Below are 20,847 nucleotides of genomic sequence, written 5' to 3' on the forward strand. Positions count from 1 at the left end.
ATTCACTACGGCGCGGAACGGCTCGGCTGCATGGTCGTGCCGATGTCGGGCGGCCAGACCGAGAAGCAGGTGCAGCTGATCCGCGATTTCGAGCCGAAGATCATTCTCGTCACGCCGTCGTACATGCTGAACCTGATCGACGAGATGGTGCGGCAGGGGATGGACCCGGCCGAATCGTCGCTGAAAATCGGCATCTTCGGCGCCGAGCCGTGGACGCAGGCGCTGCGCGAGGAAGTGGAGACGCGCGTGGGCATCGACGCGCTGGACATCTACGGGCTGTCGGAAGTGATGGGCCCGGGCGTCGCATGCGAATGCGTGGAGACGAAGGACGGCCCGGTGATATGGGAAGACCATTTCTATCCGGAGATCATCGATCCCGTCACGGGCGAAGTGCTGCCCGACGGCAGCCAGGGCGAGCTCGTGTTCACGTCGCTGACGAAGGAAGCGATGCCGGTGATCCGCTACCGCACGCGCGACCTCACCGCGCTGCTGCCGCCGACTGCGCGCACGATGCGCCGTCTCGCGAAGATCACCGGCCGCTCCGACGACATGCTGATCGTGCGCGGCGTGAACGTGTTCCCGAGCCAGATCGAGGAGATCGTCGTGGCGCTGCCGCAGCTGTCGGGCCAGTTCCAGATCACGCTGTCGCGCGACGGTCACATGGACCGGCTCGACCTCGCGGTCGAACTGCGCTCCGAAGCGGCCGCGTCGGTCACCGAAAGCGATCGCGCGGCGCTCGCGCGCGAGCTGCAGCACCGGATCAAGACGATGGTCGGTGTGTCGTCCGGCGTGACGGTGCTGGCGGCCGGCGGGATTCCCGCGAGCGCGACCGGCAAGGCCCGGCGCGTGATCGACCGCCGCCAGGCCGCGTAATTCGGATGTTTGCCGTTCTACCTGAGGAAACCTGTTCGATGGATGGATTGAAGACCCTGGCTGTCGCCGTCGATGCGCGCGGCATCGCGACCGTCGCGCTGCAGCGCGGTGACGTGCTCAACGCGTTCGACGAGACGATGATCGCCGAGCTGACCGACGCGTTCACGACGCTCGGCGGGCGCGACGACGTGCGCGCGATCGTGCTGCGCTCGGACGGCCGCGCGTTCTGCGCGGGTGCCGACCTGCAGTGGATGCAGCGCGCGAGCGCGAACGACGCGGCCGCGAACCTGCGCGACGCCGAGCGGTTCGCCGCGATGATGCGGGCGATCCGGCAGTGCCCGAAGCCGACCGTCGCGCGCGTGCAGGGCCACGCGTTCGGCGGCGGCGTCGGCCTGTGCGCGGCCTGCGACATCGTGATCGCGAGCGATCACGCGCGCTTCTCGGTCAGCGAGGCACGTTTCGGGATCCTGCCGTCGGTGATCGGCCCGTATCTGGTCGAGGCGGTCGGCCAGCGCCAGGCGCGCCGGCTCGCGCTGACCGCGACGCAGCTCGCGGCCGGCGAAGCCGTCGCGATCGGGCTGATCCACCAGGCCGTGCCGCCCGACGCACTCGACGCGGCGCTGGACAAGACGCTCGCCGAGCTGAGCCGCAATGGCCCGAACGCACTGATGGAGATCAAGCGCTTTTTCGACGCGATCGGCGAGTATCCGCCGTCGGACGAACGCGCGGCGTTCACCGCGCAGACGATCTCGCGCGTGCGGGCGACGCCCGAAGCGAAGGAGGGCTTCGCCGCGTTCTTCGCGAAGCGGCCGCCGGCGTGGGAGCCGGTCGCCGAATAAGGGCGGGGCGCGGCCCGTCGGGCCCGCGGCGCGATTTGCGTCGCGGGCGCGGGCGCTTGCTCTACAATGCGTGACCCCCGGCGCGCCGCCGGCCCAGCCCTGACCGCTTCTTCGCTTCCGATGATCGTCAATCGCCTTATCTCCGAGATCCTGTTCGGCTTCACCGGCCTGATCGGCATCATCAACCCGATGGGCATCGCGTTCCTGTTTCTCGAGCGCACCGAGGCGCTGACCGTGCACGAGCGCAACCTGCTCGCGAAGAAGGTCGGGTTCAACGCGTTCATCGTGTTGCTGGTCGCTTTCTTCGTCGGTACGCCGGTGCTGCATTTCTTCGGGATCTCGATGGAAGCGCTGCGGATCGGCGGTGGTTTCGCGGTCGCGGTGGCGGGCTGGCAGATGCTGAACGAGCCCGACGGGCCGGCGGGCGGCGGCGATACGCCGATCAAGCCGATCGATGCGAATGCGATCATGACCCGCGCGTTCTTCCCGCTGACCATGCCGCTGACGGTCGGCCCCGGCTCGATCGCCACCGCGATCGCGCTGAACGCGAATCGCACGCACAAGCTGTCGGAGTTCATGCTGTCGAGCATCGTGTCGATCGCGGTTTCCGCGCTCGTCGCGGTCGTCATTTGGCTGACCTACAGCCGTGCCGCGCTACTCTCGCGCTATCTCGGCACCGAAGGCACCAAGGTCGCGAAGCGCGTGTCGGCGTTCCTGCTGTTGTGCATCGGCGTGCAGATCATGCTGACCGGCTTCTCCGAATTCCTGCAGCCGCTCGCCGACCAGATCAAGTAACTTCGTTCGTCATTGGACGCGCAACCCGGGCCCGAGCGACGTGTCCGGGCTGCGGGGGGGCGTTCGTCCGTCCGTCCGGCCTTGGCCGGCAGCGCGAGCGCACCGATACGCGTTTGCGCGCCGCGGGATACCATGCGACGTCCGGCGGATGCATGCCCCCGGCGTTCGCGCCCGGCGCGGCGAACCGGGGCGCGCATCCGGCCGTCACCCCACTTCAATGACGAGGCGCGCGATGGAATACGTGAAATTCGGGTCGACCGGGATGGACGTGTCGAAGCTGGTGCTGGGCTGCATGACGTTCGGCGAGCCGTCACGCGGCACGCATCCGTGGACGCTGCCGGAAGCGGAAAGCCGCCCGATCATCCAGCGCGCGATCGAGGCCGGCATCAACTTCTTCGATACCGCGAACATGTATTCGGACGGCACGTCGGAGGAGATCGTCGGCCGCGCGCTGCGCGACTTCGCGAAGCGCGACGACGTCGTGATCGCGACCAAGGTGTTCTACCGGATGCGGCCGGGGCCGAACGGCGCCGGGTTGTCGCGCAAGGCGATCATGACCGACATCGACCAGAGCCTGAAGCGGCTCGGCACCGACTACGTCGACCTGTACCAGATCCACCGCTGGGATTACGGCACGCCGATCGAGGAGACGCTCGAGGCGCTGCACGACGTCGTGAAGGCCGGCAAGGCGCGCTACATCGGCGCGTCGTCGATGTTCGCGTGGCAGTTCGCGAAGGCGCTGTATACGTCGAAGCAGAATGGTTGGACCCGCTTCGTCAGCATGCAGAACCATCTGAACCTGCTGTATCGCGAGGAGGAGCGGGAAATGCTGCCGCTGTGCGAGGCCGAAGGCGTCGCGGTGATTCCGTGGAGCCCGCTCGCGCGAGGTCGGCTGACGCGCAACTGGGACGAGTCGTCCGGCCGGCAGCAGAGCGACGACGTCGGCCAACGGCTCTACGACGCGACGGCCGATGCCGATCGCGCGGTCGTCGAGGCCGTTGCCGCGATCGCCGCCGCGCGTAACGTGCCGCGTGCGCAGGTCGCGCTCGCGTGGGTCGCGCACAAGCCCGGCGTTACCGCACCGATCGTCGGCATCTCGAAGCCGCATCATCTGGACGATGCGCTCGGGGCACTGCAACTGAAGCTGACGGACGACGAAATCGCGGCGCTTGAAGGCCCTTACGTGCCGCACGCGGTGGCTGGCTTCAACTGATCAACCGCGCGAAACCGGCGGCCTGCCGCCGCCGCCCCGTCGCGCACGGCGTTCAGCGCGCGGCGGCGAGCATCGGGTAGGTGAACAACCCGAAGTGGATCGCGTTCAGCCCCGCATGCGCGAGCGCGGACGCGAGCAGCCCGCCGCGCCGCCAGGCGAGACCGTAGCCGAAGCCGGCCACCGTGCCGAGCACGATCCAGGGCCAGCCGCCGGCCGCGTGCGCGGCGCCGAACAGCACCGCGCCGATCGCAAGCGCGGCCCATGGTCCCCATCCGAACCGTCCGAGCACGCGCGTGAGTCCACCCTGCACGTAACCTCGGAACAGCGCTTCCTCGGCGAGCGTGACGAGCAGCACGTTGTTGACGAGCCACATCCAGCCGGACGCCGGCCATTTCGGCGCCCAGCCGACCATCCCGAAGGCGAGCGCGCCGGCCAGGCAGGCGGCCGCCGTCGCGACGGCCGCCACGGCACCGGTGCGCAACGCGCGCGCCGGCGGGACGTCCGGCGCGGTCCACGGCAGCGCCCACAGCAGCCACAGGCCGACGAGCGGCTTGTCGAAATTCAGATACATCGTGAACGGCACGGCATCCGGCGTGAAACGCGTCGGCGCGATCACGCGCGGATTGTGGAAGCCGGGGATCAGGTGCAGGGTCAACGCGATCGCGAGCGCGGCGAACACGACATGCGCGCCGATCCGCACCGCGAACGGACGGCCCGGCGCGACGCCCCAGGCGGCGGCCACGAGCAGCGCGATCGGCGCGAGCACGATCGGCTCGAGCTTGCCGAACGCCAGCGCAGCGGCATAGCCGAGCGCGGCAAGGGCGATGCTCAGGACGTGCAGCGGGCGCTGCCACGCGAATGCTGCGGCCGCGAACAGCGCGAGCCAGATCGTGGCACACGGGAGAAGCGAGAGAGACATGGGGCGATGCAGGGTCGGACGAAACGCCGCGCATCATACCCTAGCGGCCGTGACATGCCGCGGGGCGGGCAGTCAGCGGCCGGCGATTTCGGTGACGCCGTCGCGGCCAGGGATGTCGACGCGGTTGCGCTCGCGCATTCGCCGCCGGTACCAGAAGGTCCACAGCAGCAGCGTGCCGAACACCGTGTAGCCCATGATCGGCGACACGACGAGCACGCGCTCGACGGGCCATGTGACGACCATCCACAGGCGCAGCAGCATCTCGAGCGTCATGCATGCGCCCCACACGAAGGTCATCAGCCGCAGCATCTGGCGCAGCCCCGGCTGCTCGGCCCAGACCGCCTCGAAACGCGCGGCGCCGCCGGCCATCTCGCGGGCTACCGTCGCGCGCGCGAGATAGAAGATCAGCGGACGATCGCGGAACAACGACAGCAGGAACACGACGCCGATCGTGCCGGACGCGAGCGATTCGCGCATCAGCAACGTGCGCGCGCTGCCCCCGAGCGCCATGCCGGCGATCGACAGCGCGATGCCGAGCAGCACGACGGCAGCCACCGCATCGATGCGGCGCGAGCGGATGAATTCGACGACGGACCAGACGATCGGTGGAATCGCCGACGCATACAGTGCACCGGTTTCGCCGAAATACGGATGCGCCACCCGGTATGCGACCCAGGGCAGCAGCAGGTTGACGACGAGTTCGAGGATCAGGCCGGCTCGTGGTTTCACGGAAGCGGGTGCGCGGGCGGCGCGCGGGGCGGTGATGTCGCTTCGAGTATATCGAAGTCCGACCCCGCGCGCCCGCGCCCGGTGCCGTTGTGCGCGCACCGAGAATGGGCGGGAACATGTACCGGCCGGGCGGGCATCGCGGTCGCGACAGGGGGTTGCCCCGGCACCGTTCGGCGCCGCGTGCGTCCGGCACGCGGCGGTCATCGGCCGGTCCGAGGTTCGTCAGGCGGTCGCGGGCTGGACGATGATCTTCACGTTCCGGTCCTTGTGGTTCACCAGTTCCTCGAAGCCATGCGTGACGATGTCGCCGAGGTTGATGCGTCCGGTGATCAGCGGCTGCACGTCGATGCGGCCGTCCGCGATGAAGCGGATCACGTCCGCGAATTCGCCGTTGTACGCGAGCGAGCCGATCACTTCCTTCTCGGTCGACACGATGTCGAAGAAGTTGAACGACGTCGGCTCCTCGAAGATGCCGACCATCACCGACTTGCCGGCCTTGCGGATCACGTCGATCGCAAGCTGCGCGGTGGCCGTGTGCCCGATGCACTCGAACGACACGTCGGCACCGTAGCCGCCCGTCAGCGCCTTGACTTCCGCGATCGCGTCGGACGCCTTCGGGTCGATCACGACCGTCGCGCCGACTTCCAGCGCCTTCTGCTTGCGCGCGGCCGACATTTCCAGCGCGATCACGCGTCCGGCGCCGGCGGCCTTCGCGCACATGATCGTGCACAGGCCGATCGTGCCGGCGCCGACCACGACGACGGTCTGGCCGACGATGTTGCCGGCCTTCTTCACCGCATGCAGCCCGACCGCGAGCGGCTCGATCAGCGCGCCGGCCTCGGTCGGGAAGTCGTCGGGCAGCTTGTACAGCAGTTCGGCCGGCACGTTGACGAATTCGGCGAAGGCGCCGTTGTTCATCAGCCCGGTGAACGCGAGGTTCTCGCAGATGTTGTACAGCCCGTGCCGGCAATACCAGCAGGTGCCGCAATGCTGGCACGCGTCGGCCGTCACGCGCTCGCCGACCGCGAAACCCGTCACGCCGGCGCCGAGCGCCGCGATTTCTCCGCTGAATTCGTGGCCGAGGATGCACTGTCCCTTCAGGCCCGTCAGCGGATGCGGCGCGTCGACGGGGATGAACACGGGCCCGGCGACGTACTCGTGCAGGTCGGAGCCGCAGATCCCGCACCAGTGCACGCGGATCTGGACCCAGCCGGCCGGCGGATGCGCCGGAACGGGAACCTCCTCGACGCGGATGTCGTTGCGGCCGTGCCAGACGGCGGCCTTCATGCTGGGAGCGGTGTTCGGTGCCGGTGTACTCACGTTGCTGTCTCCGTCAGGTTGTCGTCGGACGCGCGGCAAGGGGCCGATGCGTCCGTCGCGCGATTGCGCGAGCGACCGACATGCAGGAACGGGGCCAGCCTGGACGGGCGGTCGGGTGGTGACGGAGCCGGAGGGGCGGTGTGCGGTGCAGCAACTGGCCTTGCACCGGCATCAGCGCGTGCAGAGCGAATCGTGCGTGAAATTTGCTGCGCTTGCGACGGGCTGGGGCGGGTGAGACCCCGGGACATTCGTCTCAGCGGATTGAGACGAAACGTGAGACGCGTGGCTGGGCGGCTGCGCCTCCACCACCGTCGTGCCAGCCCATTGTGCCGATCGGTGAAACGCATCGTTGCTCGCCCCCCCCTTTACTTGAAGTCAAGTTCAATTTGTATCATCTGCGGCAATGTCCGATCGCATGCGTGCGCGGCGGTGGCACCGGAGGCGGCGCATGACCGAATCGGCCAGCGCTGCTGCGCGAAGGGCCGAGCGCGGCGCGGCTCGTTTCAATCTTCACTGAAGGTCGTCCAGCATGCCAAACTTCATCGAAAGCCTGATCTGCGGGTACGTGTCGTACCACATGCTGGTAGCCGACGAGCGGGACGCGATGCCGCTGCCGGCAGAGGTCGGGGTGGCCCGGCCGCCGGAGCGCGCTGGTCGTGCGTCATCTCCGGAGCCTGTCGCACCTGGCGTTTCACCGTTGCGGCCGCAACTGTTCGTGTCGGTTCTGGAAGCTGGCGACGACGGCTTGCTGGTGCGCTGGAGCGAAAGCGGGCGCTGCCATTACGGCGAGCAACGCTGGCGCTTGCGCGTCGCGTTGCAGGCGGGCCGCTGCGCGATCTCGGGGCAGGCGATCGAGCCGGGTGAACCGGTGTACCGGCCGGTGCGGCGGCCGGTGCCCGTCAACGGCGACGAGATGATCCACCCCGCGTCGGTGCCGCCTGCGGCCGGCGCCGCGCGTCACGTTGCACCAGCCTGCGGCGAGGCGACGGATCCGGACGATGCCCTGGGCTGAGCGCGACCGGTTGCACCTGCGTGTTACTTGAGATCTTTCCGGTACTGAATGAACCCCGCGTTGGTCGCGAGCTTGTCGTACAGCGCGCGCGCGGTCGTATTGGTTTCGTGCGTGAGCCAGTACACGCGGCTCGCGCCGGCTTCGCGGGCCCGCTCGTACACGGCCTCGATCAGCGCACCGCCCGCGCCTTGTCCGCGTGCGCCGGCCGCCGTGAACAGGTCCTGCAGATAGCAGTACGGCCCTTCGGTCCAGCATGAGCGGTGATAGATCGCGTGCACGATGCCGACCAACGTACCCGACGCATCGAAGGCGCCGAGCGCGAACATCGGTTCGGCGGGATCCATCAGGCGCGCCCACGTCGTCGCGAACACGGCGTCGCTCAGCGCGGTCTCGTAGAACCGCTGGTAATCCTGCCACAGCGGGCGCCACGCGGCTTCGTCGGCGGCGACGAGCGGTCGGACCGTGACGCGCGTCGCGTCGTTCGCACGTCTGGCCGCGTCGCGCGCCCGCGCCCGCGCGTGGCGGATCGCTACGAGCGACTCGCGTTGCGCACCGCTGGCGTCGAAGTTTTCCGGCGCGAGCCACGCTTCGAACGCGGCGCGCACGTCCGGCCATTCGCCGTCGATGATCGAGAACCATGTCGTGTCGCGATTGCGGCCCTTGTAGATGATCGCCTGCCGGAACGTGCCCTCGTAACGGAAGCCGAGCCGCGCGGCCGCCTTGCGCGACGGCTCGTTGAGCGCGTCGCACTTCCATTCGTAGCGGCGGTAGCCGAGCGTGTCGAACGCGTACTTCATCAGCAGGTACTGCGCTTCCGTCGAAATCGGCGTGCGCTTGAGCCGCGGCGAGAACGTGACGGAGCCGACCTCGATTACGCCGTTGGCCGGGTCGATGCGCATCAGCGCGAGCGTGCCGACCGCGCGGTTCGTCGCGCGGTCGATCACCGTGTAGTGCAGCGGATCGGCGCTCGCCGCCGCGCCGCGCGCGTAGTCACGGTAGCTCGACTCGTCGGCGTACGGCCCGTGCGCGAGATAGGTCCAGTCGCCGCCGTCGGGCGCCTGCGCATATGCGGCGTACAGGTCGGAAGCGTGGCGGTCGGCGTCGAGCGGTTCGAGGCGGCAGTAGCGGCCCTCGAGCAGGATGCGCTCCGGGCGCGGGCGCGCGGACCAGTCGGGAACGGGGTGGCCGATGGGCTGCTGGAAGTCGTTGGTGAGCGTGGACAAGGTCGATCTCGCTTCGGTTGGCGGCCGGCGACATGCCGGCATGCAGACGATCGTAGTCCCGGCGAGGTACCATGAGAAGCGCCAGACGATGGCAAATTTATGGTGCCACGAAGGCGCGACGATGGCGCCATGCACCGAGACTTCCACGCCGCGATATTCCGATGACGACTGCCATTCCTTCCGGTGCCGCGCCACTGCTGCCGCTCGACGCGCCGCTCGCGCGCGCGGCCGGCGCACCTTCCTTGCAGCGGCAGTTGCTGCGCCGCGTGCGCGATGCGATTCTCGGCGGCGCGATGCCGGCCGGCACGCGGCTGCCCGGCACGCGTGCGCTGGCCGAGACGCTCGGCGTGTCGCGCAACACGACGGCGGCGGTCTACGAGCAGCTCGTTGCCGAAGGATTCCTGCAATCCGATCGTCGCGGCACGCGCGTGGTCGGCCTGTCGCGGCCGGCCGCGCCGCGTCGGCGGGCCGCACCGCCGGCCGTCGCGCAGCGGCTCGGCCGGATCCGTCCGAGCCTGATCGGCACCGGCGAATCGGACGGCTTCCGGCCGGGCGTGCCCGCGCTGTCGCATTTCCCGGTCGATGCGTGGCGGCACGCAATCGACCGCGCGTTGCGCCGCGCCGGCCGCGACCTGCTCGCGTACGGCGACCCGCTCGGCGAGCGCGCACTGCGCGAGTCGATCGCGCGCCATCTGGCCGTGACGCGCGGCGTGCGCTGCGATCCTGAGCAGATCGTGATCACCGAGGGCGCGCAGGGTGCAATCGCGTTGTGCGCGCAACTGCTGACGAACCCGGGCGATACGGTCTGGGTCGAGGAGCCCGGCTATCGCGGCGCGCGCACCGCGATGCAGGCGGCCGATCTCGATGTCGTGCCGATGCCGGTCGACGCGGAGGGGCTGCGCGCGGAGGACGCGAACTGGCGCGAGCGGCCGCCCCGGCTCGTCTACACCACGCCGTCGAACCAGTTCCCGACCGGCGCGGTGCTGTCGATCTCGCGCCGGCTTGCACTGATCGACGCCGCACGCCGGCATCGCGCGTGGATCATCGAGGACGATTACGACAGCGAGTTTCGGCATACCGGCGAGCCGATCGGCGCGTTGCACGGGCTCGCGGCCGACTCGCCGGTCGTCTATCTCGGCTCGTTCAGCAAGACGATGTTTCCGGCGTTGCGGATCGGTTTTCTCGTGCTGCCCGACGCGCTGCTGGCCGCGGTGCGGCCGGCGTTGCCGGAGATGCTGCGCGGTGGGACGCGCCACGTGCAGCTCGCGCTCGCCGATTTCATCGAGACGGGCGAGTACGGACGGCATCTCGGGCGGATGCGCCGGCTGTATCGCGACCGGCGGCGCTTGCTGCTCGCCGCGCTGGACGACGCGTTCGCCGTGCCGCATCAGGTCGAGGGCGGGCCGTGCGGGCTGCATCTGGCGCTGCGGCTGCCGGCACGCTATCGCGACCGCGCGATCGTCGAGGCGGCGCGCGTGCACGGGATAGGGCCGTTTCCGCTGTCGGGTTTTTCGATCCATGCGACGTCGGCGGCCAACGGGCTGGTGCTCGGGTTCGGCAATACGTCGGCCGATGCGTTCGCGCCGATGCTGCGGACGTTGTCGACGATCGCGTATCGGGTCGCGGGCGATTGAGTCGCGTCGCTGCGCATTGCCGGGAGGCGAAGCGGGCGAATCGGAACTTACCGCACGCGTTCCTCGCGCATGATCCGGCGGGCAGCCGCCAGGCCGAGCACGAGCAGCACCGCGACATACGCGGCGACCGCAGACCACGCACCGTGTTGCCAGAACGTGCCGCCGACCGAGCCCAGCACGCTCGACCCGAGGTAATAGGCCAGCAGGTAGAGCGACGCGGCATGCCCCTTCGCGGAACCCGCAAGGTGGCCAACCCAGCCGCTCGCGACCGCATGCGCGACGAAGAAGCCGATCGTGATCAGCACGATCCCGACGATGATCGCGACGAGCGAATGCGACAGCGTCAGCGCCAGGCCGGCCGCGAACACGAGAATGCCGCTGATGAGGACGGGTGCGCGCCCGAGACGATCGGCGAGTGCACCGGCACTCGATGAAGACACCATCCCGAACAGGTAGGCGCCGAAGATCAGCCCGCATGCGGTCGCGCTCAGGTTGAACGGCGCGGCCATCAGCCGGAACCCGGCGTAGTTGTATACGGTCACGAACGCGCCCATCATGAGGAAGCCGACCGCGAATACGAACGGCAGCCGCGTATGATGCAACTGCGCGTTCCACAGCCGCAGATGGTGACGCACCGTCAGGTCGGTTCGCTTCACGAAGCGTCGCGACTGCGGCAGCAGCATCACGAACGCGACCGACGCGATGAGGTCGACGATGCCGATCGTCAGCATCGCGGTGCGCCAGGAGAAATACTCCTCGAGCGCGCTCATCCCGATTCGCCCGATCATGCCGCCGAACGCGGTGCCGCCGACATAAAGACCCATCGACAGGCCCAGCCCGTCGGCGGCGATTTCCTCGGCGAGATAGGCCATCGCCACTGCCGGAACGCCGCCGAGCGCGAAACCTTCGAGCGCGCGCCAGATCAGCAGCAGGTTCCAGTTCGGCGCGATCGCCGAGAGCACGTTGAACAGTGCCGCGAGCGTCATCGACGCAAACATCAGCCCGCGTCGGCCGAAGCGTTCGGACAGCGCGCCGGCGCACAGGATGGAGACCGCCAGCATCCCCGTCGACAGCGACAGGGATAGCGAGCTCGACGCCGCGCCCAGGTTGAACTCGCGCGCGAACGCAGGCAGCAGCGGCTGCACGCAGTACAACAGCGAGAAGGTGGAAAAGCCGGCCAGGAAGAGTGCCAGTGCGATGCGCTTGTAGGCCGCCGAGCGGGGCGACACGCCGGCGGGCAGCGCATCCGGCGCGGCGCTCGGGGCGCGCGTCGCGGCGGACGAAATCGCGGGATTCGACATGGTAGGGACCCGATGGGCTGCGGAATAGCCGAATTCTTGCGCACGGTCATATATATGTCCAATATATGAAATGAACCGTAGCAATACCTTTTGCGAATGGCTGGATCGCCATTTCCGTCGACCGAGATCACATGGAACTTCGACATCTCCGATACTTCCTGGCCGTGGCGGCCACGTTGAACTTCACCAAGGCCGCGGAGGCGCTCGGCATGGGGCAGCCGCCGCTGAGCCAGCAGATCAAGGCGCTCGAGAACGAACTCGGCGTGGAGCTGTTCAGGCGGACCGCACGCGGTGCCGAGCTGACCGTTGCGGGAGAGGTGTTCGCGGAAGAGGCACGGCGCGTGCTCGACGATGCGGAGCGCGCGGCGCGGGCGGCAAAACGGGCCGCGCGTGGGGAAATCGGGCAACTGCGGGTCGGATTCACGGGGACGGCCGCCTTCAACTCGAAAGTGGCCGATCTGATTCGCCGCTTTCGCGAAGCGTTTCCGGATACGGACCTGACGTTGCAGGAGGCGACCTCCGGCGTGTTGCTCGAGGCGCTGGAAGCCGGGCGGCTCGATGTCGCGATCGTGCGTCCGGAGCGTCGTATCGCGGAAACGTTGCGGGCAGCGGACTGGGACGAGGAGCCGATGTTCGTCGCGATGCCGGTCGCGCATCGCCTCGCGCAGCGGCGTCGGATCGATCTGGCGGAACTGGCCGACGAGGCGTTCGTGCAGGTGCCGCGCGAAGCGGGCAGTGCGCTGTTCGACGACATCGTCGCGGCGTGCAATGCCGCCGGCTTCCAGCCGCGCATGGCGCAGCCCGCGCCGCAAATCGCGTCGGCGGTGACGCTCGTCGCGGCCGGGCTCGGCGTGTCGATCGTGCCGAAGGCGATCACGCAGGTGCGGGTCGCAGGCGTCGTGTATCGGCAGGTCGCGGGCAACGGGCTGCGCGCGAGGCTCGCGATTGCGTCGCGACGCGACGATCCGTCGGCGGTGGTGCGAAACTTTCTGCTGCTGGCCTAGTAGCGCGGGACGCACGTCGTCGTGCGCATCGCCGCGGTATCGGGTGGATATTCTGATTGACGAACCGTGAACTTTGCCCGGAACGAACGCTGTCGCGGCTCCGCCGTCGCGTGACGACCCGGCATGCGGGTTTCGATTCGTATGTTCCGGATGCTGCTTGGACTATAAATGGAGGGGTGTACCGGTGCTTGTCGGGCGCCCGCGCGTGGCGCGCGGGGCGGCGCCGCGACTGCCGGGGGAGGTGCACCGTGGTTCGCCAGACGCTTGCTCGCGCCGTGCTTCGCACCGCGTTGATCGGGGGCGTATTCGCCTCGTTGCTGTCGCCATCGCCAGCTGTTGCCGGAGCCGCCGCACCGCCCGCCATACCGCCTGTCATGAAGAACCGGCTCGCCGCATCGCCTCACTCGATGCCGGTCGACTTCCCGGCGATCGTCGACCGTTACGGTCCGGCGGTCGTCACCATCATGACCGCCGCGCCCGACCAGCAGGCCGGTGGTCCGTCCTTCGCGATTCTCGATTCCGACGATCCGCTTGCCGCGTTCTTCCGCCGCGGCGGTCCGCCGGCGTCCGCACAAGGTCCACTGGCGCCGGCGCCCGATACGTCGCCGCGCACGCTGTCGGGCAGCGGCTCGGGCTTCATCGTCAGCGCCGACGGGCTGATCCTCACGTCCGCACATGTCGTCGACGATGCGACCGATGTCACGGTGCGACTGGCCGATCGTCGCGACCTGAAGGCGACGGTGCTGGCCGTCGATCCGCAGAGCGACGTCGCCGTGCTGCGCGTCGACGCGACGAAGCTGCCGGTCGTGCGCATCGGCGATTCGTCGAGGGTGCGCGCCGGCGAACCGGTGATGACGATGGGTGCGCCGGACGGCTCTGGCAACACGGTCACGGCCGGCATCATCAGCGCGACGTCGCATGCGCTGCCGGACGGCAGCGGGTTTCCGTTCTTCCAGACCGACATCGCGGTGAATCCCGACAACTCGGGCGGCCCCGTGTTCAACCGCGCGGGCGACGTGATCGGTATCGCGGTGCAGGTCTATACGGGCGCCGACCGGTACGCGAGCACGACGTTCGCGATCCCGATCGCGCTCGCCGTGAAGGTGCGTGCGCAGGTGCAGGCACAGAGCCGCGCCAATGCGCAGGCGCAGCGCGCGTCGTCCGGCAACGCGCTCGGCGTCGACGTACAGGACGTCGGCGTCGGGCTGGCCGCTGCGTTCGGCCTGCCGCGTCCGGCGGGCGCGCTCGTCAACGGCGTCGATCCCGGCTCGCCGGCCGCCGCGGCGGGCGTGAGGCCCGGCGACGTGATCGTCAAGTTCGGCGACAAGCCGATTGGCCAGTCGGCCGAACTGAACGACCTGGCCGCCGCATTGCCGCCAGGTGCAAAGGCGCCGGTGCGGCTGATCCGCAACCGCGCGCCGATGATGCTGACGGTCACCGGCGCGGCGACCGGCGACGCGATCGACAACGCGAGTGCGGCGGGCAGCGCGGGCACGGTTGGCGCGGGCGGTGCCGCCGGCGTGGCGATGGCGGCCGCGCGGCCGGCTGACAGCGGCGATCGGCTTGGGCTGACGATGCATCCGCTGAGCGACGCCGAACGGCGTTCGACCGGGCTCGCGGTCGGGATGATGGTGGATGCGGTGCGCGGGCCGGCCGCGAACGCGGGCATCCGTCCGGGCGACGTCGTGCTCGAGCTCAACGACACGCTGCTCGAAACGCCGGACGACGTGCAGTCGCTCGAAGCGAAAGGCGGTGTGATCGCGGTGCTGATCCAGCGCGAGAATGCGCGGAAGTTCGTGTCGGTGCGTGCGCGGTAGGGTGTTGACGGGAGGGTGGGAAGAGCGTCGGTGTGCGGCCAGAGGCGTCACTCACGAAGGCGTTTGACCGGATGTTTGTAAGGCGGCTACACCTCCGCCATCGGCCGTTCGCGGCTTGCGCGTAGCGACGTGCCTGGTTCATTCATTGACGCTGCCCAGACGGAAATCCATGGGCATTCGCTTGCCATGCCGCTAACACGCCAATCACCAGCAGCGATGCGACCACCCACGGAAAAGAAGCGACGCCTACCGTCCCGAGTAGTACGCCACCGACGATTCCACTACCGGCAAACGAAAGATTGAACACCGTCACCAATGCGGACTGCGCGATGTCAGCCCCCTCGCCGGCTGCATCGGCCAAAGCAGTCTGAAGAAGGGTCGGCGCTCCGCCGAAACTGAAGCCCCAGATCGCAACGCCAACGCAGATGACCGTGGGTGACGTGGCGCCTAACCCAAATATCACCGAAACGCAGGCGAAGGCTCCGAGCCCGCCCAATACCAACAGGCGCAGCCACCCGTCAACGAGAGAACCGATAACCCAAATGCCGAGCATGGAAGAGATACCGAAGATCAGCAGCACAGAATCCACATCGCGCGCCAGTCCGACCGATGCCAGGTAAGGCGCAATGTACGTGTAAAGAATGTAATGTGGAAGAATCCAGGCCATCACCACGAACAGCACGGGTCGCACGCCCCGGATCATGAGGACTCGCCGCATCGGCAAACGGTGGTTCGTCATCTCGCCAGGATAATCCGGCACTTTCCAGCACACCAAGGCCATTAACGCCAGTGACATCCCGGACATAATGCCAAAGATGCTGCGCCAGCCGACCATACTGCCGAGCCAGACGCTTAACGGCACCCCGACCGACAACGCCAAAGGAATGCCGATCATCGCCACCGCAAGCGCGCGTCCCTGCATCGACGCGGGAACCATACGCCGCGCGTACGACGCCAAAAGGCACCAAGCCAGTCCGGTGGCGAGTCCCACAGCAAAGCGCGTAGCCAGCGTCAGCACGTAATTCGTCGACACCGCAGTGATCGCATTGCAAACGAGAAACGCGGCCAACACCAGCAACAAGACATGCCGCCGTTGCCACTTACGGACAACTGCGGTCAGCGGGATGGCTGCTACACCCGACCCGAGCGCACAGAGGGTTACAAGTTGCCCAGCCCAGGCTTCGCTGACGTGGAACCCTTGTGCAATCTCTGGAAGCAAGCCAGCCGGCACAGTTTCGTTCGCTGTGGCGATGAAACTGGCCATCGCCAATGCAAACAACGCTCCCACGGGGAGACGATTCACCGTCTCAGCGCATCCGATACCCACGGTCGCTGCCCCGCAATTTTTATCCATCTTGTTCTCCAGATTTCACCGTTTTCCCTCGTTGGGGCTTGCAGAGTGGCAGTCTGACTAGTAAACATGGATTTGATAATTGGCCGCGCATTTGAATACTTTTCAAATCTGGATGAAGAATGGCAACTGATCGACTGGGCGACATGCGTTTGTTCGTGGAGGCAGCGGCACTGGGCAACTTGTCCGCTGCCGGTCGTAAGCTGGGATTCTCACCGGCAGCAGCGAGCGCGCGGCTCACCAAACTGGAAGCGGCACTCTCAACAAGGCTATTCGACCGCAATACAAGGCAATTACGTCTAACAGAAGAGGGCCGGCTATACCACCACCACTGCCGCATCGCATTGAGGGCCATCGAGGATGCCGAGGCCGCACTCAACGCGAGCCAGGGGATAGCGCGCGGCAAGGTTCGGATTTCGGCATCGGCCGATTTCGGCCGCAATCTACTGAGTAGCTGGCTAGAAGACTTCGTTCGCACGCAGCCCGAGCTGAAAATCGCACTTAACCTGACCGACTCCGTCTCCGACTTGCTGCAAGACGACGTGGATCTCGCAATCCGATTTGGAAGGCCAAACAATCCTTCACTTATCGCACGGCAACTTGCACCGAACTGGCGAGTGCTATGTGCGTCTCCTGAATATCTGACCAATCACGGCACGCCGCGAATCCCGGCTGACCTGGTTGCCCATCAGTTTGTCGTTCTGGTTACGGCTGCAGGTCCGTTGAACGAATTTCACTTCGTGTCCGAAGGCAAGCGTTGGAATCACACCGTAGCAATGGAAAACGCATGGGAAACAAATGATGGCGCCTTGGCACGTGCGTGGACACTTGCCGGGTTCGGCATAGCCCGCAAGACAATATGGGATGCCGCAGCGGATATTCGTGCAGGCAAACTTCAGGTCGTGTTGCCGGAGTGGGTCGAAGGTGAGCCCGGCATATATGCCGTGTTGAACCGAAATCGCTATATGACTCCACGCGTGAGGGTGCTACTGGACTTCCTGGTCGACCGCTTCCAGCGTGCGATGTCCGAGGGCATCCTGGCCGGGATGCCCGCGCCATCAGGGTCGGAAAACCTAGGCTAACTTGCGATAGTCACTGACTTTCAAAGTGCGCCAGCGGTGAGATTCCCGATTAGGGCGTCGCTAGCAGGTGTGGCTCGTGACATGCGGTGAACAGACATTCGAGGTGCGCTATGTGAGTGTCCCGGATGAGTCGGCAGCGGTCAGTTGCTTTTGACCGCAGCCGGCCAGGTTCCGTCATTCGCTCGCGCGACGCGACGGACACTCGAATGTCCGCATCGGATAGTGACGATTTGCTTGAGGGGCGCCTGCACCAACCGTGTCGGGCAGTCGTGAATCGACACAGCGAAGCTGACACGTTCGATCTCACGCGACGTCCACGACGATCTTCCCGCGTGCGGTGGCGTTCGTGATGGCGTCGTAGGCGCATTCTGCGGATCGCAGGTCGAACCGGCGCGGATCGAGATTCGGAGTGAGCTTGCCGGCTTCGACCAACCGTGTGGCCTCGCGCAGTATCGCTCCGTGATGCGCGCGATGCATGCCCGTCAGGAGCGGATAGAGGGTGAAGACCCCAGAGTACGTGGCTTCTCGGAAAGACAGCGGCGCCAGCGCATGCGTACCCCAACCCAACGCGCTGACAACATGGCCAAAATGCTTGACCGCAGCAAACGAAGCATCGAGCGATGGGCCGCCGACGGTGTCGACAACGAGGTCGAAGCCAGTGTCGTGCGTCAACGATGCGACATACTGTTCGACGGATTGCGACCGGTAGTCTATTGGCTTAGCGCCGAGCCGCGCAACGAGATCGTGGTCGCGTGAACTTGCTGTTGCAAAAACTTGAGCACCGAGTGCGCGCGCCAGTTGCACCGAGATATGTCCGACACCGCCTGCTCCACCTTGCACCAGCACCGTTTCGCCCGCTCGCAGATGGGCCCGATCGACAATGCCGGAATAGGAAGTGATGAACGCGAGGGGTAGCGCCGCGGCTTCACGCATCGATAGGTTGGAGGGCTTGATCGCAAGCAGATCGGCATCCACCGCCGCGTACTGGGCCAGCGAGCCCTGAATGCCGCCGACGCCGCCCGTCATACCGTAGACCTCGTCGCCGACATGGAAAGCGGTCACGCCCGGCCCGACGGCATCGACTACGCCAGCCATATCGATGCCGAGCACCAGCGGGAGCGGATGCTTCGCATGCGCCGCGCTGCCAGCGCGGATCTTGGTGTCGAGCGGATTGAGACCGCTTGCGGCAATGCGCACGCGCACCTGGCCGTGTGCGGGTTCAGGCATCGAGATTTCAGTCAATTCGAGCGGGCCGTTGTAGCGGCTGAGGACGAGCGCTTGCATAGTCATGGTGGTCTCCAATCGGGTTGTCTTTCCGTTGAGCTGATGGGTCGATGGGTTCATCGTGACGTATGCTATAACGCATGTAAATCAAAGTTTTAGCACGGAGTCCATGCAAAAATGAATGACCCGCACCTGGATTGGGGCGATGTCCGGATTTTTTTGGCGATTGCCCGCTGCGGCACGCTGGGGGCGGCAGCGAAGCGCGTGGGCCAGACTCAGCCCACCATGGGGCGCAGGTTGCGCGCACTCGAAGACGCGCTCGGACATATGCTGTTCCAGCGCACGAGCAATGGCTTTGTGCTGACGGATGAGGGTGCTACGGCGCTCGCCTATGCCGAGCGAATGGAGGAGGAAGCGCTTGGATTCACGCGCGCGCTCACCGGGAAAGAGACCCAGTTGACGGGTCTGCTCCGTGTCTCCTCGTCGGACTGGTTCGGCGTGCACATACTCACCCCCGTGTTCGCGCGCTTTCTAGCGAAGTACCCGGGCATCTCGTTGGAACTCGTCACGGATTCGCGCCTCTACAACCTCGCGCGGCGCGAGGCGGATCTGCTATTCCGCATCACGCCATTCGACGAACCCGACGTCATCCAGCGCAAGCTGATGCACATCGATTATGCGTTGTACGGGCACGTCGATCTCGTCCCGCCGACACGCGGGGACGGTGACGGCTACACGCTGATCAGCATGGACAGCGAGTTCCGCTCGCTGTCCGACGTCGAGTGGGTCAAGCGCATGCTGCCCCGGGCCAGGATCGTGTTCGGCAGCAACAATCGTGGAGTACAGGCGCGCATGTGTGCCGAAGGATCTGGCTTTGCAGTGCTGCCCTGTCCGCTGGGTGATGCGACGCCGGGCATCCGACGAGTCGATTTAGGCGAAGCCCCGCCGGGTCGCGATGTTTGGCTTGGCTTTCACCGCGATTTACGTCGAGTCGCGCGACTGCGCGCACTTCTGGATGCAACGATTGATTCGCTAGCGAACCTTTGAATGAGGCGGGCGATCAATGCCTCCGTGCGATGTACGTCCGCTTCGCTGGACCGCCTTTCAAAGAAAGCCCCCAGGTTATCGCAGCAATTGTCCTCCAGTGGCTATACGGGTTTGCTCGCGCCCGGCCGTGCGAATGACCGTTGTTGCCGGTTGAATCCACCCCAGGAGCCGGCCAATTCGCACATGGCAACTCGAAGTGCCCTTATGGGTCGAGATGCGCCGCTCGGACGTCGCCCGCTCGCTCGAGCGGCGCGACAGCATCGTATGGCGCAGTTCGGCCACGAGCCGCCAGACGGTCAGAACATCTGGGCGTCGGATATCGGCCCGAGACCTGCCCCTGTCCGACTACCGGCGGATGCGTTTGGTCGCGGGACTCGCCCTCATATTTGCACGACGTCTCGCGCCCGTGTGAACCGATTGCCATCGGCCGAACCGCGGCTTGCCTTTACCTCTCGGATACGCGACATTTCTGGAACCGCCCTCAGGGGAGCAGAACACCCTGATCCAGGACAGTTTGTCACCGCAGCATCCAGGAACAATGCGCATCCCACCGCTAAAAGCCATCGTCGCGTTCGAGAGTGTCGCCCGGACAAAGAGTGTCAATCGGGCGGCCGATGAATTAGGGTTAACGCCGTCGGCGGTCAGCCATCAGATTGCCAATCTCGAATCCATGGTTGGACGACCCTTGTTCATGAGGCTGGGGCGGGGACTGGTGCTGACGCCAACGGGTCAGCAGTATCTGGCCGATGTCACCGGATCGCTCGCCGACCTGAGCCGCGCGACGGAGCGTGCATCGAGCCAGTCGGGTATCGAGATTCTTCGCATTCATTCGAGTCCCAGCTTTGGGTTGATGTGGCTGCTGCCGCGGCTGGCCTTGTTTCAGGAAGCGAACGGCGACATTCAGTTGAATCTCGCGTGCTCGTACGAGGACGTGTCGTTCACCTCGGGCCACTATGACCTCGACATAAGGCATGGCTACGCCCATTGGACCGATGGCGAGATCAAGACGCTACGCAACGAGTTCATCACGCCTCTTGCCTCGGAGGAATACCTCAAGCGACACCCGGTGCGCACCCCCGAGGATCTGCTCGAACGGCGCCTGATCTTTTCGGAAACGCCTCTCGTACAGTGGAAGCAATGGTTCGGCAAGTTCGGCGTCGCGGTATCGCACAAGGCATACGATTTCGCGTTCGACCGCTCGTACATGTCCCTCGAGGCCGCGGCATTGGGACACGGCATTGCGCTCGAAAGCACGATGCTCGCATCCGTCCATCTCAAACGAGGTTCACTCATACCGGTCTTCGATCGCACGTATGCGGTCGAGGTCGGAGCTCATCACCTCGTTTACCCTGCCAGGAATCTGGACTTGCCACGCGTGGCCAAATTTTTGGACTGGGTCGAGCAAGAGACCAGCCGCGCCGCCTTGTAGCGTCGGGCCGCGCAGGGCGGGGCGGCGGCGCCCCA

18 protein-coding genes are annotated in these 20,847 nt (G+C 66.5%); 11 read left to right on the forward strand and 7 right to left on the reverse strand.

All coding sequences use genetic code 11. The features are described from left to right. The 4 genes from BTE28158_RS10660 to BTE28158_RS10675 all read left to right on the forward strand — a co-directional run. Nucleotides 1-873, forward strand: an 873-nt coding sequence (locus tag BTE28158_RS10660; RefSeq protein ID WP_174919856.1) for an AMP-binding protein, incomplete at its 5' end; no start/stop codon positions are given. Between the two features lie 38 nt (nt 874-911). Then, nucleotides 912-1,712, forward strand: coding sequence for an enoyl-CoA hydratase-related protein (locus BTE28158_RS10665; RefSeq protein ID WP_151049830.1), 801 nt, complete (start codon nt 912-914; stop codon nt 1,710-1,712). 120 nt (nt 1,713-1,832) lie between these two features. After that, nucleotides 1,833-2,507: a MarC family protein gene (locus BTE28158_RS10670; protein WP_059607280.1), complete on the forward strand. Its 675-nt coding sequence runs from the start codon at nt 1,833-1,835 to the stop codon at nt 2,505-2,507. A gap of 232 nt (nt 2,508-2,739) precedes the next feature. Continuing rightward, nucleotides 2,740-3,720 (forward strand): aldo/keto reductase, encoded by a 981-nt coding sequence (locus BTE28158_RS10675; protein WP_151049828.1) that lies wholly within the window; start codon nt 2,740-2,742, stop codon nt 3,718-3,720. 52 nt (nt 3,721-3,772) lie between these two features. Here BTE28158_RS10675 and BTE28158_RS10680 read toward each other — a convergent pair whose 3' ends face one another. The 3 genes from BTE28158_RS10680 to BTE28158_RS10690 form a co-directional block, all read right to left on the reverse strand. Beyond that, a complete protein-coding gene (locus tag BTE28158_RS10680) occupies nt 3,773-4,639 on the reverse strand; it encodes a CPBP family intramembrane glutamic endopeptidase (protein WP_174919858.1) in 867 nt (288 codons plus the stop codon). 72 nt (nt 4,640-4,711) lie between these two features. Beyond that, a complete protein-coding gene (locus BTE28158_RS10685) occupies nt 4,712-5,368 on the reverse strand; it encodes a VC0807 family protein (RefSeq protein ID WP_059607286.1) in 657 nt (218 codons plus the stop codon). Between the two features lie 222 nt (nt 5,369-5,590). After that, the gene (locus BTE28158_RS10690) at nt 5,591-6,655 is read right to left on the reverse strand and encodes a 2,3-butanediol dehydrogenase (RefSeq protein WP_059607288.1); all 1,065 of its coding nucleotides are present in this window, start codon (nt 6,653-6,655) and stop codon (nt 5,591-5,593) included. 562 nt (nt 6,656-7,217) lie between these two features. On the opposite strand from BTE28158_RS10690, the gene BTE28158_RS10695 reads away from it, so the two are divergent. Then, nucleotides 7,218-7,700 (forward strand): DUF3331 domain-containing protein, encoded by a 483-nt coding sequence (locus tag BTE28158_RS10695; RefSeq protein ID WP_151052376.1) that lies wholly within the window; start codon nt 7,218-7,220, stop codon nt 7,698-7,700. A 23-nt stretch (nt 7,701-7,723) separates the two neighbouring features. Here BTE28158_RS10695 and BTE28158_RS10700 read toward each other — a convergent pair whose 3' ends face one another. Beyond that, nucleotides 7,724-8,923 (reverse strand): GNAT family N-acetyltransferase, encoded by a 1,200-nt coding sequence (locus BTE28158_RS10700; protein ID WP_151052374.1) that lies wholly within the window; start codon nt 8,921-8,923, stop codon nt 7,724-7,726. Between the two features lie 161 nt (nt 8,924-9,084). Here BTE28158_RS10700 and pdxR point away from each other — a divergent pair, with 161 nt between their 5' ends. Then, nucleotides 9,085-10,557: a MocR-like pyridoxine biosynthesis transcription factor PdxR gene (gene pdxR, locus BTE28158_RS10705; protein ID WP_174919860.1), complete on the forward strand. Its 1,473-nt coding sequence runs from the start codon at nt 9,085-9,087 to the stop codon at nt 10,555-10,557. 47 nt (nt 10,558-10,604) lie between these two features. Here the strand turns inward: pdxR and BTE28158_RS10710 are convergent, their stop codons facing one another. Then, nucleotides 10,605-11,858: an MFS transporter gene (locus BTE28158_RS10710; protein WP_151047362.1), complete on the reverse strand. Its 1,254-nt coding sequence runs from the start codon at nt 11,856-11,858 to the stop codon at nt 10,605-10,607. A gap of 131 nt (nt 11,859-11,989) precedes the next feature. Here BTE28158_RS10710 and BTE28158_RS10715 point away from each other — a divergent pair, with 131 nt between their 5' ends. Together BTE28158_RS10715 and BTE28158_RS10720 are read left to right on the forward strand one after the other, a co-directional pair. Continuing rightward, complete coding sequence (locus tag BTE28158_RS10715; protein ID WP_151047360.1) at nt 11,990-12,862, forward strand: LysR family transcriptional regulator; 873 nt, start codon at nt 11,990-11,992, stop codon at nt 12,860-12,862. Between the two features lie 248 nt (nt 12,863-13,110). Further along, nucleotides 13,111-14,679 (forward strand): trypsin-like peptidase domain-containing protein, encoded by a 1,569-nt coding sequence (locus BTE28158_RS10720; protein WP_151047358.1) that lies wholly within the window; start codon nt 13,111-13,113, stop codon nt 14,677-14,679. Between the two features lie 142 nt (nt 14,680-14,821). Here the strand turns inward: BTE28158_RS10720 and BTE28158_RS10725 are convergent, their stop codons facing one another. Continuing rightward, nucleotides 14,822-16,033, reverse strand: coding sequence for an MFS transporter (locus BTE28158_RS10725; RefSeq protein WP_151047356.1), 1,212 nt, complete (start codon nt 16,031-16,033; stop codon nt 14,822-14,824). 119 nt (nt 16,034-16,152) lie between these two features. Between BTE28158_RS10725 and BTE28158_RS10730 the strand changes: the two genes are divergently transcribed. Next, nucleotides 16,153-17,112 carry a LysR family transcriptional regulator gene (locus tag BTE28158_RS10730; RefSeq protein ID WP_124906447.1) on the forward strand — a complete coding sequence of 320 codons (960 nt, stop codon included), beginning with the start codon at nt 16,153-16,155 and terminating at the stop codon, nt 17,110-17,112. Nucleotides 17,113-17,415: 303 nt separating this feature from the next. On the opposite strand, the gene BTE28158_RS10735 is transcribed toward BTE28158_RS10730, so the two are convergent. Next, complete coding sequence (locus tag BTE28158_RS10735; RefSeq protein ID WP_151047354.1) at nt 17,416-18,402, reverse strand: zinc-dependent alcohol dehydrogenase family protein; 987 nt, start codon at nt 18,400-18,402, stop codon at nt 17,416-17,418. Nucleotides 18,403-18,513: 111 nt separating this feature from the next. Between BTE28158_RS10735 and BTE28158_RS10740 the strand changes: the two genes are divergently transcribed. Together BTE28158_RS10740 and BTE28158_RS10745 are read left to right on the forward strand one after the other, a co-directional pair. After that, the gene (locus tag BTE28158_RS10740; protein ID WP_151047350.1) at nt 18,514-19,383 is read left to right on the forward strand and encodes a LysR family transcriptional regulator; all 870 of its coding nucleotides are present in this window, start codon (nt 18,514-18,516) and stop codon (nt 19,381-19,383) included. A 538-nt stretch (nt 19,384-19,921) separates the two neighbouring features. Beyond that, nucleotides 19,922-20,812 carry a LysR substrate-binding domain-containing protein gene (locus BTE28158_RS10745; RefSeq protein WP_151047376.1) on the forward strand — a complete coding sequence of 297 codons (891 nt, stop codon included), beginning with the start codon at nt 19,922-19,924 and terminating at the stop codon, nt 20,810-20,812. Nucleotides 20,813-20,847 lie beyond the last annotated feature (35 nt).

It is taken from the genome of Burkholderia diffusa (genome assembly GCF_902499115.1).
Lineage (GTDB): Bacteria > Pseudomonadota > Gammaproteobacteria > Burkholderiales > Burkholderiaceae > Burkholderia > Burkholderia diffusa.

Coding starts and splice junctions, on each gene's coding strand:
- BTE28158_RS10665 (WP_151049830.1), top strand. CDS start 912: ATGGATGGATTGAAGACCCTGGCTGTCGCCGTCGATGCGCGCGGCATC.
- BTE28158_RS10670 (WP_059607280.1), top strand. CDS start 1,833: ATGATCGTCAATCGCCTTATCTCCGAGATCCTGTTCGGCTTCACCGGC.
- BTE28158_RS10675 (WP_151049828.1), top strand. CDS start 2,740: ATGGAATACGTGAAATTCGGGTCGACCGGGATGGACGTGTCGAAGCTG.
- BTE28158_RS10680 (WP_174919858.1), bottom strand. CDS start 4,639: ATGTCTCTCTCGCTTCTCCCGTGTGCCACGATCTGGCTCGCGCTGTTC.
- BTE28158_RS10690 (WP_059607288.1), bottom strand. CDS start 6,655: ATGAAGGCCGCCGTCTGGCACGGCCGCAACGACATCCGCGTCGAGGAG.
- BTE28158_RS10695 (WP_151052376.1), top strand. CDS start 7,218: ATGCCAAACTTCATCGAAAGCCTGATCTGCGGGTACGTGTCGTACCAC.
- pdxR (WP_174919860.1), top strand. CDS start 9,085: ATGACGACTGCCATTCCTTCCGGTGCCGCGCCACTGCTGCCGCTCGAC.
- BTE28158_RS10710 (WP_151047362.1), bottom strand. CDS start 11,858: ATGTCGAATCCCGCGATTTCGTCCGCCGCGACGCGCGCCCCGAGCGCC.
- BTE28158_RS10715 (WP_151047360.1), top strand. CDS start 11,990: ATGGAACTTCGACATCTCCGATACTTCCTGGCCGTGGCGGCCACGTTG.
- BTE28158_RS10725 (WP_151047356.1), bottom strand. CDS start 16,033: ATGGATAAAAATTGCGGGGCAGCGACCGTGGGTATCGGATGCGCTGAG.
- BTE28158_RS10730 (WP_124906447.1), top strand. CDS start 16,153: ATGGCAACTGATCGACTGGGCGACATGCGTTTGTTCGTGGAGGCAGCG.
- BTE28158_RS10735 (WP_151047354.1), bottom strand. CDS start 18,402: ATGACTATGCAAGCGCTCGTCCTCAGCCGCTACAACGGCCCGCTCGAA.
- BTE28158_RS10740 (WP_151047350.1), top strand. CDS start 18,514: ATGAATGACCCGCACCTGGATTGGGGCGATGTCCGGATTTTTTTGGCG.
- BTE28158_RS10745 (WP_151047376.1), top strand. CDS start 19,922: ATGCGCATCCCACCGCTAAAAGCCATCGTCGCGTTCGAGAGTGTCGCC.